The organism is Eoetvoesiella caeni (assembly GCF_003315175.1).
GTDB lineage: Bacteria > Pseudomonadota > Gammaproteobacteria > Burkholderiales > Burkholderiaceae_B > Eoetvoesia > Eoetvoesia caeni.
The window spans coordinates 85,736-101,707 of record NZ_QNRQ01000015.1 but is presented as its reverse complement, the minus strand read 5'-3'; the positions used below and the strand labels follow the sequence as shown (position 1 = coordinate 101,707).

The following is a 15,972-nucleotide window of genomic DNA, read 5'->3' as shown; positions in this document are numbered from 1 at the left end:
AATGGTGGTTTGCAGGTGTGGTTTCAAGACGTTCAATCCAATTCCCCTCAGTCGAGGGGTAAAGATAACGTCCTGCCAGGAAACCGCCGAGACCGCAAAACGCGGGAATTATGCCGCGATTAGGCCCCGATCAGGTGGGGGAATTTGAGGTGGCCAAAGGTGGAGGAGTTTGGGTGGCCAACAGGGGGCTTTTGTTTTTTCAGAGCCGCTGCATGACCCGGCGCGTCAGCAGGCTCATGAAATCTTGCTGTTGGCCCGCGACTATATACACAAATACGACGCCGTTGATTTTGCGATAGACGATGCGGTGATGCGAAGTGAGTACGCCCAGGTAATCGGTAATTCCTACTTCGGCGAGTTCCGGCACCGGCTGGCCCGAGCGCTTGCCTGCTTCGATTTGATCGAGCAGATTGAAGATTTCGTTCTCGGCTTTCGCAGACAGTTCAAGACCCCATTGCTTGAGCATATAGCGCTGCAGTGCAAGCAAGTCTTCCTGAGCGTCGGGCAGAATAATAATAGCCACGGGGCAGGCCAGCTACGTTCTCTCGGCTTTGAGCGTCTGGCGAAATGCCTGGGCGCTTGTGCCTTTCCCGCTCAATCGGTCTTTTTCACCCAACGCCAGAATCTTCAGCAGGGCGATCAGCTCTTCTTTTGCTTCGTAGCGTTCTATGTTTTCCAATACCATGCTGGCTTCGCCGTTTTGCGTAATGATGAAAGGGCTGCCGTCGCACTCCAACTCCTCCGCCATTTTGGCCGCATTATTTTTTAGATAAGAGATGGATCGGATCTTGTCGCTTAATTGCATGATGGCCTCCCGTAGTTCACCATCCAAATTTATGCCTGAATTTGTCCGTTGTCAACATGGCCTTCGGCCAAGCGGCTACGATGAGAATTAGGGCGCGGGGTTCGGGTATCGCTGATGAATGGCCTGGATGGCCTCCATGACCTCTTCCGGTAGCGCAACCTCGACGCTGTCAATGTTTTCTTTCAACTGGTCAAGACGGGTTGCGCCCATCAGGCTGCTGATGACGAAAGGCTGCTGGTTTACGAACGCCAGGGCCATGGTTGCGGGCGACAAGCCCGAATCGCGGGCCAGTTGCACATACTCGGCCGCAGCGCGTTCGGCCTGGGGCTTCATGTAGCGGTCAAAACGCGTGAACAGCGTCATGCGGGCGCCCTCTGGGCGGGCTCCGTTCAGATACTTGCCCGCCAGTACACCCATGCCCAACGGCGAGTAGGCCAGCAGCCCCAAGCCTTCCAGGTGGCTGAACTCCGACAGGCCGTTCTCGTAGCTGCGGTTGAGCAGGCTGTAAGGGTTTTGAATGGATGCGATGCGGGGCAGGTTTCGCGTTTCGGCGAGCTTCAGGTATTGCGCCACGCCCCAAGGTGTTTCGTTGGACACCCCGATATGGCGTACCTTGCCGGCTTTGACGAAGTCTTGCAGCACTTCCAGGGTTTCCTCGATGGGCACCGTGTAGGCATCGTCCTTCCAGGGATAGGCGGGACGGCCGAATGTGGTTGTGGTGCGATCCGGCCAGTGCAACTGGTACAGGTCAAGATAATCGGTTTGCATGCGCTTCAGGCTGGCGTCCAGCGCTTCGGTCATGTTCTTGCGATCCAGATGCGTCTGGCCGCTACGAATATGGCCAGGGCGTTTCGGGTCGGTGGCGGGGCCAGAGACCTTGCTGGTCAGCACAATGTCCTTGCGTCGCCCCGTTTTGGCCAGCCAAGTGCCGACATACGTTTCTGTGCGGCCTTGTGTCTCGGGCTTGGGGGGCACCGGATACATTTCGGCGGCATCCACCAGGTTTACCCCGCGCGACAAGGCGTAATCGATCTGCTCGTGGGCCTCGGATTCGGTGTTTTGTTCGCCCCAGGTCATAGTGCCCAGGCCGATGAGACTGACCTTGAGGTCTGTGTGGCCAAGTTTGCGGTATTTCAAGGTTGTAGCGCTCCGACTGAATGGTTTCTGCCAGGGCCGGCTGGCATGCCGACGATGGATTCGATGTTAACACCGTGATTGGGATGTCGCCGGTTGCCTGACGGTGCGCCTGCCGTTGATCCGGCGCGTAGTACGGTCATCCGCTTTGTGGCAGCCCTAACTTTTTCTTGCGAATACCAGTATTGCTTATTATAATAGTTAGCTAACTAACTATATATGCCACGATCAATATGACACAGCCTGCCGGCGTCCCGTCTGACGCGACTCTTATGGAAATAACGACGACACTGACGCGGATGGCGCGAATTTATCGCGCGGCAGCGGATCAGTCGTTGGCGGAACTGGGCCTTTCGCAGGCGACGGCTTGGCCGATCGTCATTATTGGCCGGCTGGGCGAGGGCGTGCGTCAACGCATATTGGCTGAAGAACTGGGTATCGAGGCGCCTTCGCTGGTGCGACTGCTCGATCAGCTGGAAGCCAGTGGGCTGGTGCAGCGCAAGGACGATGTCGAGGATCGCCGGGTCAAAACGCTTCATCTGACACCGGCAGGAAGCCACGTCGGCGAGAAAGTCGAAAATTTATTAGTTGGATTCCGGCGGCGCCTGTTCGCCGATATCGACAGCTAGGACGCCGATGCGTTCTTGCGGGTCTTCGCAGCATTAAAGAGCCAACTGGCATGCGTCGCCATTGATCGGCCAAACAAAGAAGGCGGCGTATGAAATGGGTGAGTGCCGACGAGGCGCTCTTCTCGATCAAATGTTACCTAAGCGCCATGTTGGCGCTTTACTTGGCCTACGCGATCGGTCTTCCTCGGCCATTCTGGTCGATGATGACGGCATACGTTGTTGTTACTCAGCCATGGGTGGGTAGTGTGCGATCCAAAGCGCTCTATCGCTTGGGCGGGACATTTCTTGGATCGGCTGCCGCGGTTTTCATGGTCCCTCAGTTGATCAATGCACCGATATTGCTGAGCGCCGCCATGGCGTTGTGGGTCGGGGGCTGCCTTTATCTATCGCTGCTCGATCGCACCCCTCGTTCATACGTGTTCATGCTGGCGGGCTACACGGCGGCGCTGGTCGGATTTCCCGGTGTTGCCGACCCCGGCAATATTCTTAATACTGCTGTCGCGCGGGTGGAAGAGATCGGCTTGGGCATTATTTGTGCGACCGTTGTTCATAGTGTGATCTTTCCTCGGGGGATTGGATCAGTTGTGCTGGCCCGGCTGGATAAAACGGGGGCTGAGGCAAGGGCCTGGATTCAGGACGTATTGAAGGGAACCGACGTCGGCACGCGTGATAAAGATCAACGCACGCTAGCCAACGACATCACGCAATTGCGCTTGCTGTCCACTCACGTGCCATTTGATCCAGGCAATATCCGCTGGACCGCGCCTGCGTTGCGGGTCGTGCAAGAGCGAATCGTAGCCCTGACTCCTTGTGTGTCTGCAGTGGAGGATCGCCTGCGTGCTTTGCATGACTGCGGCCATGAACTGCCAACCGCCGTAAAAGACATTTTGCGTGATGTATCTGAATGGATCGGCGCGGGTGCTGATGCAGCTCCTTCGCAGGCGGCTCAACTGCGTGGCTCTATTGAGCGCTTATCGCCCGTCATGCATCCGGATTCAGAATGGACAGACATGCTCATGATGAGCTTGACGGCTCGCCTCCGGGAGCTTGTGGATACCTACGCCGAGTGTCTGATATTGCGTAAGGATATTGAAGATGGTTTGCAAGGCATATCTAAACGGCCTCGGCGTCGCGATGAGGCTGCCGCTGGATTGCATCGCGATCCCGGCTTGGCGCTCTTGTCGGCATTCGCAGCGGCGATCGCGATTTTCGTGTGCTGCGCCTTTTGGATCTTGACCGCCTGGACCGGTGGATCAGCGGCAGTGATGATGGCCGCGGTTTTCTGCTGTTTCTTTGCGACCATGGACAATCCGGTTCCGATGATTCGGCAATTCCTGATCTATACAGCCCTTTCGATGCCACTATCAGCGCTCTACCTGCTAGGCATTATGCCCGCCTTGCATTCCTTCGAAATGCTTGCGCTGGCGATCTTTCCTGCGGTGTTTTTTCTTTCGGCGCTGACGTTGCGGCCCGCGATGGCGCTCAAGGCCGCGGCCCTGCTGTTTGGCGTTCTAGGCTCCCTGGCTTTGCAAGACACCAACAGTCTAAACCTGGTGTCGTTCATTGACAGCATGCTCGGGCAGCTTGCAGGCACCGCTGTCGCGGCGATCGTGACCGCTATTTTTCGTACGATCAGTGCAGACAGGGCTGCGCGCCGCATCCAGGCGGCCAACTGGAGGGATTTGGCAACGCTTGCCGTCGCCGCCCACAAGCCAGACGCACGGGCTTATACAAGTCGCATGCTCGACCGCATTGGCCTGTTGCAGCCGCGGCTGGCGCTTGCCACGCGTCGCGACGACCTGGTAGCTACGGATGCTTTGTTAGACCTGCGCATTGGAAACGATATTGCAGGTTTGCAACGTGCTCGCCGGCATCTTCCCATCGCCGACGGAGCCATCCAGCATATGCTGCATAGCCTGGCGCAGCGTTTTGGCGGTCGTTTGCCGAACAAAGCGGAGGATCATGCTTCGCCTTTGTTGTCGCAACTGGACGGTGCCTTATCGAATGTGGCGAACGGACCTGCCGTCGCGGCAAGTAACCGGGCCATTGTGGCGCTGGTGGGTATTCGCCGGGGCTTATTCCCCAATGCTTCTGACTACCAGCCACGCCTGGCTACAGCGGAGGTACAGGCAATATGATCGGCGAATTGAGTATTTATGGTGTTTACGTACCGTGGCTGCTGGTTTTCGCCATATTGACGTTACTTTTTTCCAAACTGGCGCGCGGTGTTTTGGGGCGTGTGGGTTTTTACCGACTGGTATGGCACCCGGCGTTCTTTGACCTAGCCTTGTATGTCGTCCTGCTCTATGTGGTCTGGACCTTTTCTCCTTTGATTTTAATGGTTTAACAACATGAAATTTCCCAATGCCTGGCGCCCGGCGGCTATCGGCAGATTCGCTGTCACGGCAATTGCCCTGGCGGCGGCGGTCTATGCTGGCTGGCGGCTATGGGTTCACTACGAGATCGATCCATGGACGCGTGATGGCCGAGTCAAGGCTTACGTGGTGCAGGTAGCACCCGACGTTTCGGGTCTGATCACCGCCGTGCCGGTTCACGACAACCAGGACGTGAAAGCCGGCGATGTGCTTTTCGAAATCGACCGTGCTCGCTTCCAGCTTGCCTACGACCTGGCCCGAGCGCAGGTGCGCTTGCAACAAGTGGCACACGATCAAGCGCAACGCGAGGCTCGCCGCAACCGTTCGCTGGGACAACTGGTGGCGGCCGAGGCGCAGGAACAAAGCCAAAGCAAAGTGCAGCAGGCCGACGCCGGGTTGGCACAGGCCGAGGTGCAGTTGAACATTGCCAAGCTTAGTCTGGAACGGAGCCGCGTCGTTGCGGCCACCGACGGACGGGTAACCAATCTGGACCTGCGCGTGGGTGCTTATGCCATGACGGGCAGGCCTGTCATGGCCCTGATTGATGCGCAGTCGTTCTACGTTGAGGGTTATTTCGAAGAAACCAAGCTTCCCAATATCCACGAGGGTGACGGCGTCACCGTGATGCTGATGGGCGATTCGCACCGGATCCACGGCCATGTGGAAAGTATTGCGCTGGGTATTGCCGAACGGGAGCGCAGCGTTGGCTCCGACATGCTTCCGAACGTGAACCCGACCTTCAGTTGGGTACGGCTCGCGCAGCGTGTTCCTGTGCGCATAAAGCTTGGCGAAATTCCTGAGGGCGTACGCCTCGTAGCGGGCCAGACTGCGACCGTATCGATCGACATGCCTTTATGAAAACTGCAAACATACTCGCACCTCTGTTAGCTCTTGCGCTAGCCGGATGCGCCGCTGTTGGCCCAGATTACCACGTCCCGGATTCGGCTGTGGTAAATCGGAAAGCCACACAAGCGCCCTTTGCAGGTGCGCAGGAAGGCGCGGTCTATCGTCCGCAATCTCTGCCGGACAAATGGTGGCGGCTATATGAAGACCCGGTTCTCGACTCCCTGATTGCGAAGTCGCTGGCGGCCAATACGGATCTGCGGGTAGCGGCGGCCAATCTCGAACGCGCCCAGGCCGTCATCCAAGGTGTCCAAGCGCAGCAGAAACCCACCGTCGGGGTCAATGCCTCGCCCACATATGGCCATGTGTCGGGCCTGCAGGAATTGCAGCCCAACGTGTCACCCCCTGATCAGTGGTCCTATTCGGGCGGGATAAGTGTTGCATATCAATTGGACCTTTTCGGTCAGATTCGTCGGGCGGTGCAGGCGGCGCAGGGCGATGCGCAGGCCGCGCAGGCGGCGTATGACGCGGCGCGAGTGACCGTAGCGGCTGAAACTGCCCGAGCCTACGCGGACATGTGCTCGGCCGGCATGCAGTTGGCTTCGGCCCAACAGTCGGTGGACTTGCAGCGCGAATCACTGAGCGTCGTACAGCGATTGCAGCAGGCGGGTCGTGGTACGACGCTGGATGTGACGCGTGCCCGCAGCCAGTTGCAGCAGTTGCAGGCCAGTTTGCCGCCGTTCCAGGCGCAGCAGCGTACCGCGCTATACCGGCTGGCCGCCTTAACGGGCGAGGTGCCATCGGCTCTGCCGGCATCCATGCTTCAGTGCAGAGCACCGCCGCGCTTGACTCGGACAATTCCGGTTGGCGATGGAGCTGCTTTGCTGCGTCGTCGCCCCGACATTCGCGAGGCCGAACGCAATCTTGCCGCCGCCACGGCACGCATCGGCATCGCCACGGCTGACCTGTATCCCAAAATCACATTAGGCCTGTCCGGTGGATCGGCGGGCCCTGCCGACCTCATTGGCGACCGCAGCACCTTCAGTTGGAGTATCGGCCCCTTGATCTCATGGACTATTCCCAATAGTGGCGCTGCTCAGTCACGCATTGCCCAGGCCGAGGCCACCACCAAGGGCGCGCTGGCCAAGTTTGACGCGACAGTGTTAAACGCACTACGCGAAACCGAAAGCGCGTTGGTGGTGTATGCACGCCAGCTCGACCGTGATGCTTCTTTGAAAGCCGCTCGGGATCTGAGCGTCGAAGCAGCGGCTCAGGCGCGCAAGTTATACCAGTATGGGAAAACAGATTACCTGACGGTGCTCGACTCCGAACGTACTCTGTCCAACAATACCAGCGCGCTAGCTGCTTCACAGGCGCAATTAGCCACCGATCAAATCAATATTTTTCTCGCTCTAGGTGGAGGTTGGGAATGAAGCTTTGGGGGCAGGTCCTGGAAGACCTGACCCCATTTTTTTACAAGCCCGACGCCGTGCTAACCGTGGCTTCCGGCGCCCCGTCCACGCTGCCGCAGCTTGAGTTGTACAAGCGCGGATACACCGGAACCATCTACCAGACACAGGCTGTTGCCGATAACGACTATCTGCGCGTCGGCGGCAAGGCGGTAGAGGGAACGTTTATACCAGTTTCCCCTGTTCTGGTCGTTCAGCAATTGCCCGACAGCAAGGCGGTCCGGACCTCTAGGCAAGGATTATCTGGGTTACGATCAGCGTCGGCTCGATACGCAAATGCGTCGCTTGCGCCGGAAAGATTTTATGATCCCATTGTGATCCGGCCCCCGGCAAGACCCGCGGAGCCCCGGAAATGAACCAGACTACTTAAGGTACATCGTGCCAGAAATCGAAGCCTCATCCAAGCAAACAGAATCCGCGGCCTTGTCCGCACATCAGCAGCGCGGCAATATTGCGCGATTGACGGTAGCGCAGGCGCTGGCGGGCGCGAATTCAGTGGTGGTGTACGCCACGGGCGCCATCATCGGCCACATGCTGGCGCCGGACAAAACCCTGGCAACCCTGCCGATTTCCATTTTCGTGGTCGGCATGGCTGCTTGCATCCTGCCGGCCGGCGCCATTGCGCGGCGTTACGGGCGGCGCATGGCATTTCTTGCAGGTACCGGTTGCGGCGTCCTGGTGGGCTTGCTCGGGGCACTTGCCGTCATGCTGGGCTCGTTCTGGCTGTTCTGCCTGGCTACGTTCTTTGGCGGGGCCTATGCCGCCGTCGTGCTCTCGTTCCGCTTTGCCGCGGCCGACGGCGTCAGCGCCGGCATGAGGCCGCGCGCACTGTCGTTCGTGATGGGCGGCGGAGTGGTTGCCGGCGTCGTGGGGCCGCAGCTCGTTACTCACACGATGTATCTGTGGCCGGCCCACATGTTTGCGGCTACCTTTGTTGCCCAGGCTGTCGTGGCCGCGCTTTCCGCACTTGTGCTTATGGGAGTGAAGCTGCCGATGCCTACGGCGGCGGAAATCGCCGGCGGAAGGCCGCTGGGCGTCATCGCGCGCCAGCCGCTTTTTGTCACCGCGGTTATTTGCGGTGCGGTTTCGTATATGCTGATGAACTTCCTGATGACGGCGGCCCCGCTGGCGATGCAGCTGTGCGGCCATTCCCAGGAAAGCTCCAATCTGGGCCTTCAGTGGCATGTTATAGCCATGTACGGTCCCAGCTTCTTCACCGGCCGGCTCATCACCCGCTTCGGTGCCGGGAAAGTGGTGATGGCAGGACTCTTGCTTACCGGCTTGTCTGCCGCGGTTGGGTTGATGGGTATTGACGTGGCCCATTTCTGGCTTACGCTTGTCCTGCTTGGCGTAGGTTGGAATTTCGGCTTCGTTGGCGCTTCTGCGCTGGTGCTGGAATGCCATCGCCCCGAAGAGAAAACGCGGGTTCAGTCGTTCAATGACTTTATTGTTTTCGGCACGATGGCAATAGGCTCTTTTGCTTCGGGCGGGCTGTTGGCGGCGTATGACTGGGACATGGTGCTTTGGGTGTCTTTTGTTCCGCTTGTGCTGGCTGTGGTCGTGCTGGCGGCGGCCGCGATGAGCCAGAAGCGGGCCGTGGCGGCGCGTTGACACGCGGCCGCCAGGCCTGCCTGCTACCCATGCTGGCCGGCCGTTTGCGCGGGCGGTTGAAACCCGCGCAAGCGCAATGCGTTGCCCAGGACAAAGACGCTTGAAAGCGCCATGGCGCCGGCTGCGAAGATCGGCGACAGCAGAATGCCCCAGGCCGGATAAAGCACGCCCGCTGCCACCGGGATCAGGGCGGTGTTGTAGGCAAAGGCCCAGAACAGGTTCTGGCGGATGTTGCCGATCGTTGCCCGCGACAGCGCGATGGCGGCGGCTACACCAGCAAGGCTGCCCGACATCAGCACCACGTCGGCCGCTTCGATGGCAATGTCCGTGCCGGTGCCCACCGCCAGTCCGACGTCGGCTTCAGCCAGCGCGGGCGCGTCGTTGATGCCGTCGCCCACGAATGCCAGCCGTCCGTGCTCGGCTTTGAGCCTGCGTACCGCCTCGACCTTGCCTTCCGGCAAGACCTCGGCGATCACTTCGTCGATGCCGAGCTGACGCGCAATGGCCTCTGCCGTGCGGCGGTTGTCGCCTGTGATCATCGCCACCTTCAAGCCAAGGCTGTGCAGCGCGGCGATGGCCGCCGGCGTCGTTTCCTTGATGGGGTCGGCAACTGCAACAATTGCCGCCAGCCGGCCGCCGATGGCGGCATATAGCGGCGACTTGCCTTCATTGCCCAGCCGTTCGGCGGTTGCCGCGAAAATGCCGACATCAAGGCCCAGTTTTTGCATATAGCGGTCCGCTCCGACTTCAACCGGCTGCCCATCCACGTGGGCTTTTACGCCAAAGCCGGTGACTGATTCAAAGTTCGTGATGTCCGGAATGGGGATTCCTTCGTTGCCGGCGGCCTGGGTGATGGCGCGCGCGATAGGGTGTTCGGATTTTGCCTCGACGGCCGCGATGCGGCCAAGCACATCCCGGCGCTCGAAGCCGTCGGCGATTTCCAGGTCGGTCAGCGTCGGGCGGCCTTCGGTCAGTGTGCCGGTCTTGTCCACGGCGACGACCTTGGCGTCCCTCAGCAGTTGCAGCGCTTCGCCTTTGCGGAAAAGAACGCCAAGCTCTGCGCCGCGCCCCGTGCCTACCATGATGGAGGTTGGCGTCGCCAGCCCCATGGCGCAAGGGCAGGCGATAATGAGAACGGCCACGGCATTGACCAATGCAAAGGTCAGCGCGGGCTGGGGGCCGAAGACCAGCCAGACCAGGAAGGTCAATGCGGCGGCAATCATGACTGCGGGCACGAACCACATGGTGACTTTGTCCACCAGCGCCTGGATGGGCAGCTTGGATCCTTGCGCCTGTTCGACCATGCGGATGATTTGCGAAAGCACGGTTGCGCCGCCCACCGCCGTTGCGCGAAAAGACAATGCGCCATTCTGGTTGACGGTGCCTCCGACCACTTTGCTGTCTACCGTCTTTGCAACTGGAACGGGCTCGCCGGTGATCATGGACTCGTCGATATAACTTTGGCCTTGCGTGACTTCGCCGTCGACCGGAATGCGTTCCCCGGGGCGCACTTCAACAATGTCGCCGGCTGCGACATCGGCGATCGGTATTTCCAGCACGGTACCGTTGCGCTGGATACGCGCGGTTTTCGGCTGCAAGCCCACCAGCCGCTTGATGGCCTGCGACGTGCGGCCCTTGGCGCGCGCTTCCAGAAAGCGGCCAAGCAGGATCAGCGTGACAATGACGGCCGCCGCTTCGTAATACACATTGACGGTGCCCGCCGGCAGCAATGCAGGCGCGAAGGTCGCGACCAGCGAATAGGCATAGGCGGCGAAGGTGCCGACCGCAACCAGCGAATTCATGTCGGGTGCAAGACGAAAAAGCGCGGGAACGCCCTGGCGGTAAAAACGGAAGCCCGGTATAGCCAATACCAGCGTCGTCAGTGCAAACTGGATGTACCAGTTCCATTGCATGCCGATGGTGCGCAGGACCAGTTCGTGCACGCCCGGAACAAGGTGCGAACCCATTTCCAGCACAAACACCGGCAGCGTAAGGACGGCCGCAAGTGCCAGGTCGCGCTTGAGCGCCGCGCGTTCAGCATCTTTGCGTTCGTTCGCAGCCTCGTCGCCGGCGGAAGCGCCGGCGTCAACCGCTTGCGCTTCATAACCCGCGGCGGCGATGGCGGCCGCCAGCGCGCTTGGGTCGGCATTGCCGCGCACATGGGCGCGTTCGGTTGCCAGGTTTACCGTGGCCTCGGCAACGCCGGGGACAGCCTTCAGCGCTTTCTCGACCCGGCCCACGCACGAGGCGCAAGTCATGCCCTGGACCGCAAGATCGACGGTGGCGGCCGGCACCCCATAGCCCGCGGCCTCAATAGCGCCCACAAGCGCCTGGCGGTCGACGGGGCCGTGCAGCTTGATGTCGGCCCGTTCAGTGGCCAGGTTGACGTTGACCGAGTCGACGCCTTCGATCTTGCCCAGGGCTTTTTCGACGCGCCCCACGCACGATGCGCACGTCATGCCCTCGACTGGCAGGCTGATTGTGGCGGCGGCCGAGGCGCGCATTTGTTGAGTCAGGGCATTCATATCCCATCTCCTTGTAGTCAATTCAAACCGATAAAGAAGAGGATAGAGCTTCCCATGATTGGAAGGTCAAGCTTAATATTTGGCGTTGATTAATTCGGGACTGCATGGGGCTTGTCAGCCATGCGGGGCGCATAGGCAGCAAGGGAATACTGCGATGCCGGCGCCTACGAAGCCTGCCCCGCGCTGAGGCTGGGCTGCGCCGGCTGCCAGGCGCTGCGTTCTATGTTGCGTGTAATGAAGTCGGCGCCGCTAAGGACGAACAGCAGGCAAAGCGCAACCAATCCCACGATGGCAACCAGGCGCAGCAACGGGATACTGTGGCGCAGGTGCATGAAAAACAAGGCCACCAGCGCAGTCTTGGCCATGGCGATGACAATGTTCAGTATTGCATTGGCCGCGCCCAGCGGCACAAGCGAGCTTGCCGTGGTGGCGGCCAGCAGGGCCATCAAGGCGGCCCAGACGAGTACCAGCGGCTTCATGGCCGCCTCCGCATCAAGCGCGCGCAGGCCGCGCGCCGTTCGTTTGCGGTATGGAGATGTCTGTTCATGATGCTCTGCCCGCCAGATAAAGCGCCGGATACAGAAATATCCAGATAATGTCGACAAAATGCCAGTACAGCCCGGTTATCTCCAGCCTTCGCACGGCCTTGTGGCCGGGCTCGCGTTGCAGGTAGCTGCGGCAGTACAGCACCAACCCTATGCCTATGATCAGATGCAGCGCATGCAGCAGGGTCGAGAAAAAATAAACGAAGTAGAACAATTGCGCAGCCGCCTGGTTGGCGGCGCCTTCCAGGTGGAAGCTCGGCCCGGGAACCAGGTGCTCATGCCAATCCTGCCGGTACTCGTAGCCTTTGATCAGCAAGAAGGCCAGGCCCAGCAGCACGACGGCGTTCAGTGCGCGGCGTGCCTGTTCGCGCGCGCCGCGCTCGGCAAGCAATAGCGCGATGGCCACGCCCAGGCTGCTGGTCAGCAGCACGGCTGTGTTGACGGTGCCGCACAGCAGGCTGGTGCTTCTGCTGGCCGTGGCGAACGCCTGCGACCATGTATAGCGGCCGTACAGATAAGCAAAGAATACAGGGCCGAAGAACATGATCTCCGAACCCAGGAATACCCACATGCCCAGCCGGGCACGGGCATCGACGTACGCCTCCGGGCGCTCGGCAGCCTGCGCATTCATTGATGAATACCTCGATGCGGCGTGTAGTCGTAGGGTTCGGCCGAGCCGTCCGGCTGCCGGTCGAAATTATGCTGCGGCGGGGGCGACGATGTTTGCCATTCCAGGCCGGTAGCCCGCCAGGGATTGTCGGGAGCGCGCTCTCCGTGCCGCAGCGACCACAGCAGGTAGCCAAGCGGCAGCAGATAACCTATGGCCAGCACGACCGCGCCGCTTGACGACAGTATGTTGAGCAGCTGGAATTGTTCAGGATAGGTATGGTAGCGCCGAGGCATGCCGTCATAGCCCAGCAGGTATTGCGGAAAGAACGTCAGGTTGAAGCCGGCAAAGATAATAAGCGCCGCCACGCGCGCCCACGACTCGGCGTACATCCGGCCGGTGATCTTGGGCCACCAGTAGTGCATGGCGCCCAGGTAGGCCATGACGGACCCGCCCACCATGATGTAGTGGAAATGCGCCACCACAAAATAGGTGTCGGTTACATGCACATCTATCGACAAAGAAGCCAGGAATAGCCCGGTCAGGCCGCCCGCCATGAAAAGTATGACGAAGCCCAGCGCATAAAGCATGGGCGCGGAGAAAGTAATGGAACCTTTGTACAGGGTGGCCGTCCAGTTGAAAACCTTGATGGCCGAGGGCACGGCCACCACAAAGCTAAGAACCGAGAACACCATGTTGGCGTATACCGACTGGCCGCTGACGAACATATGGTGGCCCCATACCAGGAAGCTCACGACAGCGATGCCCACGATGGCAAAGGCCATGAACTTATAGCCGAATACGCGCTTGCGGGCGAAGCAGGGAATGATCTCGCTGGCTACTCCCATGGCCGGCAGGATCATGATGTATACGGCCGGATGCGAATAGAACCAGAACAGATGCTGGAACAGCAGCGGGTCGCCGCCCAGGGCGGGGTTGAAAAAGCCGATATGGAAAATGCGTTCGGCGGCCAGCAGCAGCAGGGTAATGGCCAGCACGGGTGTGGCCAGCACCAGTATCACGCTTGTCGCGTAAATGGCCCACACGAAAAGCGGCAGCTTGAACCAACCCATGCCCGGGGCGCGCAGCGTATGCACGGTGACGATGAAGTTGAGCCCGGTAAGAATGGACGAGAAGCCCACGACAAGAACGCCTGCCAAGGTCAGGATGACATGGGTATTGGAGAAGATTGAAGAATAGGGTGTATAGAAAGTCCAGCCCGTATCCACGCCGCCCAGCAGCATGGCTGCAATAGTGAACAGGCCGCCGCCCGCATACAGGTACCAGCTAAGCAGGTTCAAGTTCGGAAAAGCCAGGTCGCGCGCGCCTATCATCAGCGGCAGCACGAAATTGCCGAACACCGACGGTATCGACGGAATCAGGAACATCCATACCATGATGACGCCGTGGGCGGTGAACAGCCTGTCGTAGGTGTCGGCGTCCACGACGTCGGCAACGGGCGTAAACAGCTCCAGCCGGATCAGCCCGGCGGCAACGGCGCCAATGAAGAAAAATGCCGTGATCGACAAGGCATACAGAATGGCGATGCGCTTGTGGTCGCGGCTGCTTATCCACGACCACAGCGAATATCCATCATGTAGATAGCTCGACGCGGCAACGGCCGGACCGCCGCCGCCCGCGCTTGCGGCGGCATCCGCAGCATTTGCGCTCATGGTCGCTCTCCCATCAACTGATCAGGGCCCAGCGAGCGGATATATTCGATGATTGCCATGATCTCCTCTTCATTGAGCTGGTTCTTGAACGAAGGCATGATCGCGTCGTAGCCCGCAACGATCGCCTTCTGGGGCTCCATGATGGAATCCCGCACATAGGTTTCGTCGGCCACCAGGCTGCTGCCGTCGGAAAGATGCACGCGCCGGCCCAGCAGGCCCGAGAGTTCGGGCGCATGTACGGTAGAAGCCGCCGCATGGCAACCCATGCACCCATGTTGGCGGAACAAGGCAAAGCCTTGCTGGGCAAGGCCGGCCTCGCCCGCGCCATCTTGTTCCCAGCGCGTGTAGTCTTCCGGTTCCATGGCAATGATCCGTCCTTTCATTTCGGAATGCTCCGTGCCGCAATACTCGGCGCAAAGCAATAAATATTTCCCCGGCCTGTCGGCCTGGAACCAGATAGTGCTGTAGCGCCCCGGCACCACATCGCGCTTGTTGCGAAAGGCGGGCACAAAAAAACTGTGAATGACGTCTTGCGAAGTCATGATCAGCTTGACCGGGGTGTCGACGGGAATATGAAGCTCGTTGATTTCACGTCGCCCGTTGGGATGCTCAACCGTCCACACCCATTGCTTGGCAACGATGAATATCTGCATGGCATTGTCGGGTGCGCGGGCTTGCACCGCATAGTCACGCGCGGCCCACGCAAACAGCCAAAGAAAGACCAGCAGCGGCGCAATAGTCCATGCGGCTTCCAGGCCCCAGGCATGCGAGGGCGGCTTGCTGCGATCAGCCTGTGCGTTGCGCCGGTAGCGATAGCAGAACACGATGATCAGCGTAATGAAAATAGCGGCGATCAGCCCCGAGAATCCGACCAGAACCAGATAAAGCGTATCCGTGGCGCGCGCGGCGGCGGTGGCCGATTGGGGCAGCAATGTAAGGCCTTGGTTCATGAGGGCCTCCGCGCGCGGCCCTGTGCCTGCAATTCTTGGCCATCCGGGCGCCGGGGGCCCGGCCGGGTAGCGGAGCGCCGGCGCGCACGCCAGATGCCGGCCGCCAGCAGCAGTATGGTAAGGAGGCCGACGATCCTCGCCAGCGTCATGGCCGCGAAGGTATAGCGTCCGGCCAGCGGATCGTAATGGCTGCACAACAGCAGCACCTGTTCCGCCAGGCTGCCGACACGCTCGTCCGAAGCTTCGATCAGCGCCAGGCGAACGTCGCGGCGATCGAAACGCAAGCCGGAAAAGTAGCGCGATATCCTGCCGGCGGGCGTGGCCACGAGAAAGCCGGCGGGGTGAGTGAACTGGTCGCTGGGCTGGTCGTATTCATACTGGAATCCCGCCGTGCGGGCGACGCGTTCAATCTGGTCTTGCCGGCCTGTCAGCAAATGCAGCTTGGCGGCATTGTCGTCGGCGCTTCGATATGCCTTGAGCTTGCTTGCGGCGTCGGCCGGGGTTTCGCGCGGGTCTATGCCTATGCCGACCACGGCATAGGGCAGGCCGGCATCCTGTATTGCCTGCAGCACGCCATCCATGACGGTGCTGCACAGTCGCGGGCAATGGTAGTAGCCAAATACCATGACAACCGGCGTATTGCCGAAATACTCACCCAGCCGCGTGGCATGTCCTTGTGCATCCGTGAATGTCGCCCGCAGGGGCAGCATGGCGCCCAGGTTCTGGCTGAACTCAAGGGCAGTAGCGCCCACAGCCGCGTTGCAGGCGCAGAACATGGCAAGGGCCAATAGCCGCTTCATCATGAA

Annotated in this window: 15 protein-coding genes and 1 pseudogene; 7 read left to right on the top strand and 9 right to left on the bottom strand. The window is 60.1% G+C overall.

What is annotated here, in order from left to right:
* Positions 1–199: 199 nt before the first annotated feature.
* From DFR37_RS19880 to DFR37_RS19870, 3 genes are all read right to left on the bottom strand, one after another.
* Positions 200–523, bottom strand: a complete 324-nt coding sequence (locus DFR37_RS19880; protein ID WP_113934933.1) for a type II toxin-antitoxin system RelE/ParE family toxin — start codon at positions 521–523, stop codon at positions 200–202.
* A 12-nt stretch (positions 524–535) separates the two neighbouring features.
* Complete coding sequence (locus DFR37_RS19875; RefSeq protein WP_113934932.1) at positions 536–805, bottom strand: type II toxin-antitoxin system Phd/YefM family antitoxin; 270 nt, start codon at positions 803–805, stop codon at positions 536–538.
* A gap of 87 nt (positions 806–892) precedes the next feature.
* Positions 893–1,942 (bottom strand): NADP(H)-dependent aldo-keto reductase, encoded by a 1,050-nt coding sequence (locus DFR37_RS19870; RefSeq protein WP_113934931.1) that lies wholly within the window; start codon positions 1,940–1,942, stop codon positions 893–895.
* Between the two features lie 230 nt (positions 1,943–2,172).
* On the opposite strand from DFR37_RS19870, the pseudogene DFR37_RS19865 reads away from it, so the two are divergent.
* The 7 genes and pseudogenes from DFR37_RS19865 to DFR37_RS19835 all read left to right on the top strand — a co-directional run.
* A pseudogene (locus DFR37_RS19865) lies at positions 2,173–2,565 on the top strand (MarR family winged helix-turn-helix transcriptional regulator); the annotation flags it as partial.
* 92 nt (positions 2,566–2,657) lie between these two features.
* Complete coding sequence (locus DFR37_RS19860) at positions 2,658–4,706, top strand: FUSC family protein (protein ID WP_113934929.1); 2,049 nt, start codon at positions 2,658–2,660, stop codon at positions 4,704–4,706.
* A complete protein-coding gene (locus DFR37_RS19855; protein ID WP_113934928.1) occupies positions 4,703–4,915 on the top strand; it encodes a DUF1656 domain-containing protein in 213 nt (70 codons plus the stop codon). Before DFR37_RS19860 ends, DFR37_RS19855 begins: the two co-directional genes overlap by 4 nt.
* A gap of 4 nt (positions 4,916–4,919) precedes the next feature.
* A complete protein-coding gene (locus DFR37_RS19850; protein ID WP_113934927.1) occupies positions 4,920–5,801 on the top strand; it encodes an efflux RND transporter periplasmic adaptor subunit in 882 nt (293 codons plus the stop codon).
* Complete coding sequence (locus DFR37_RS19845) at positions 5,798–7,219, top strand: efflux transporter outer membrane subunit (protein WP_113934926.1); 1,422 nt, start codon at positions 5,798–5,800, stop codon at positions 7,217–7,219. The genes DFR37_RS19850 and DFR37_RS19845 overlap by 4 nt, the downstream gene beginning before the upstream one ends.
* Positions 7,216–7,611 carry a type 1 periplasmic-binding domain-containing protein gene (locus tag DFR37_RS23575; protein WP_180148088.1) on the top strand — a complete coding sequence of 132 codons (396 nt, stop codon included), beginning with the start codon at positions 7,216–7,218 and terminating at the stop codon, positions 7,609–7,611. Before DFR37_RS19845 ends, DFR37_RS23575 begins: the two co-directional genes overlap by 4 nt.
* 22 nt (positions 7,612–7,633) lie before the next feature.
* The gene (locus DFR37_RS19835) at positions 7,634–8,866 is read left to right on the top strand and encodes an MFS transporter (RefSeq protein ID WP_113934925.1); all 1,233 of its coding nucleotides are present in this window, start codon (positions 7,634–7,636) and stop codon (positions 8,864–8,866) included.
* A 23-nt stretch (positions 8,867–8,889) separates the two neighbouring features.
* Here the strand turns inward: DFR37_RS19835 and DFR37_RS19830 are convergent, their stop codons facing one another.
* The 6 genes from DFR37_RS19830 to DFR37_RS19805 all read right to left on the bottom strand — a co-directional run bounded on the left by DFR37_RS19830 (position 8,890) and on the right by DFR37_RS19805 (position 15,969).
* A complete protein-coding gene (locus tag DFR37_RS19830; RefSeq protein WP_113934924.1) occupies positions 8,890–11,391 on the bottom strand; it encodes a heavy metal translocating P-type ATPase in 2,502 nt (833 codons plus the stop codon).
* Between the two features lie 164 nt (positions 11,392–11,555).
* On the bottom strand, positions 11,556–11,870 hold the full coding sequence (locus tag DFR37_RS19825; protein WP_113934923.1) for a cytochrome C oxidase subunit IV family protein: 315 nt from the start codon (positions 11,868–11,870) through the stop codon (positions 11,556–11,558).
* 64 nt (positions 11,871–11,934) lie between these two features.
* A complete protein-coding gene (locus DFR37_RS19820) occupies positions 11,935–12,567 on the bottom strand; it encodes a cytochrome c oxidase subunit 3 (RefSeq protein WP_113934922.1) in 633 nt (210 codons plus the stop codon).
* Positions 12,564–14,216, bottom strand: a complete 1,653-nt coding sequence (ctaD, locus tag DFR37_RS19815; RefSeq protein WP_113934921.1) for a cytochrome c oxidase subunit I — start codon at positions 14,214–14,216, stop codon at positions 12,564–12,566. Before ctaD ends, DFR37_RS19820 begins: the two co-directional genes overlap by 4 nt.
* Complete coding sequence (gene coxB / locus DFR37_RS19810; RefSeq protein ID WP_113934920.1) at positions 14,213–15,166, bottom strand: cytochrome c oxidase subunit II; 954 nt, start codon at positions 15,164–15,166, stop codon at positions 14,213–14,215. Before coxB ends, ctaD begins: the two co-directional genes overlap by 4 nt.
* Positions 15,163–15,969, bottom strand: coding sequence for an SCO family protein (locus tag DFR37_RS19805; RefSeq protein ID WP_113934919.1), 807 nt, complete (start codon positions 15,967–15,969; stop codon positions 15,163–15,165). The genes coxB and DFR37_RS19805 overlap by 4 nt, the downstream gene beginning before the upstream one ends.
* Positions 15,970–15,972: the final 3 nt, after the last annotated feature.

Coding starts and splice junctions, on each gene's coding strand:
- DFR37_RS19875 (WP_113934932.1), bottom strand. CDS start 805: ATGCAATTAAGCGACAAGATCCGATCCATCTCTTATCTAAAAAATAAT.
- DFR37_RS19855 (WP_113934928.1), top strand. CDS start 4,703: ATGATCGGCGAATTGAGTATTTATGGTGTTTACGTACCGTGGCTGCTG.
- DFR37_RS19850 (WP_113934927.1), top strand. CDS start 4,920: ATGAAATTTCCCAATGCCTGGCGCCCGGCGGCTATCGGCAGATTCGCT.
- DFR37_RS23575 (WP_180148088.1), top strand. CDS start 7,216: ATGAAGCTTTGGGGGCAGGTCCTGGAAGACCTGACCCCATTTTTTTAC.
- DFR37_RS19820 (WP_113934922.1), bottom strand. CDS start 12,567: ATGAATGCGCAGGCTGCCGAGCGCCCGGAGGCGTACGTCGATGCCCGT.
- DFR37_RS19805 (WP_113934919.1), bottom strand. CDS start 15,969: ATGATGAAGCGGCTATTGGCCCTTGCCATGTTCTGCGCCTGCAACGCG.
- DFR37_RS19845 (WP_113934926.1), top strand. CDS start 5,798: ATGAAAACTGCAAACATACTCGCACCTCTGTTAGCTCTTGCGCTAGCC.
- coxB (WP_113934920.1), bottom strand. CDS start 15,166: ATGAACCAAGGCCTTACATTGCTGCCCCAATCGGCCACCGCCGCCGCG.
- DFR37_RS19825 (WP_113934923.1), bottom strand. CDS start 11,870: ATGAAGCCGCTGGTACTCGTCTGGGCCGCCTTGATGGCCCTGCTGGCC.
- DFR37_RS19860 (WP_113934929.1), top strand. CDS start 2,658: ATGAAATGGGTGAGTGCCGACGAGGCGCTCTTCTCGATCAAATGTTAC.
- ctaD (WP_113934921.1), bottom strand. CDS start 14,216: ATGAGCGCAAATGCTGCGGATGCCGCCGCAAGCGCGGGCGGCGGCGGT.
- DFR37_RS19830 (WP_113934924.1), bottom strand. CDS start 11,391: ATGAATGCCCTGACTCAACAAATGCGCGCCTCGGCCGCCGCCACAATC.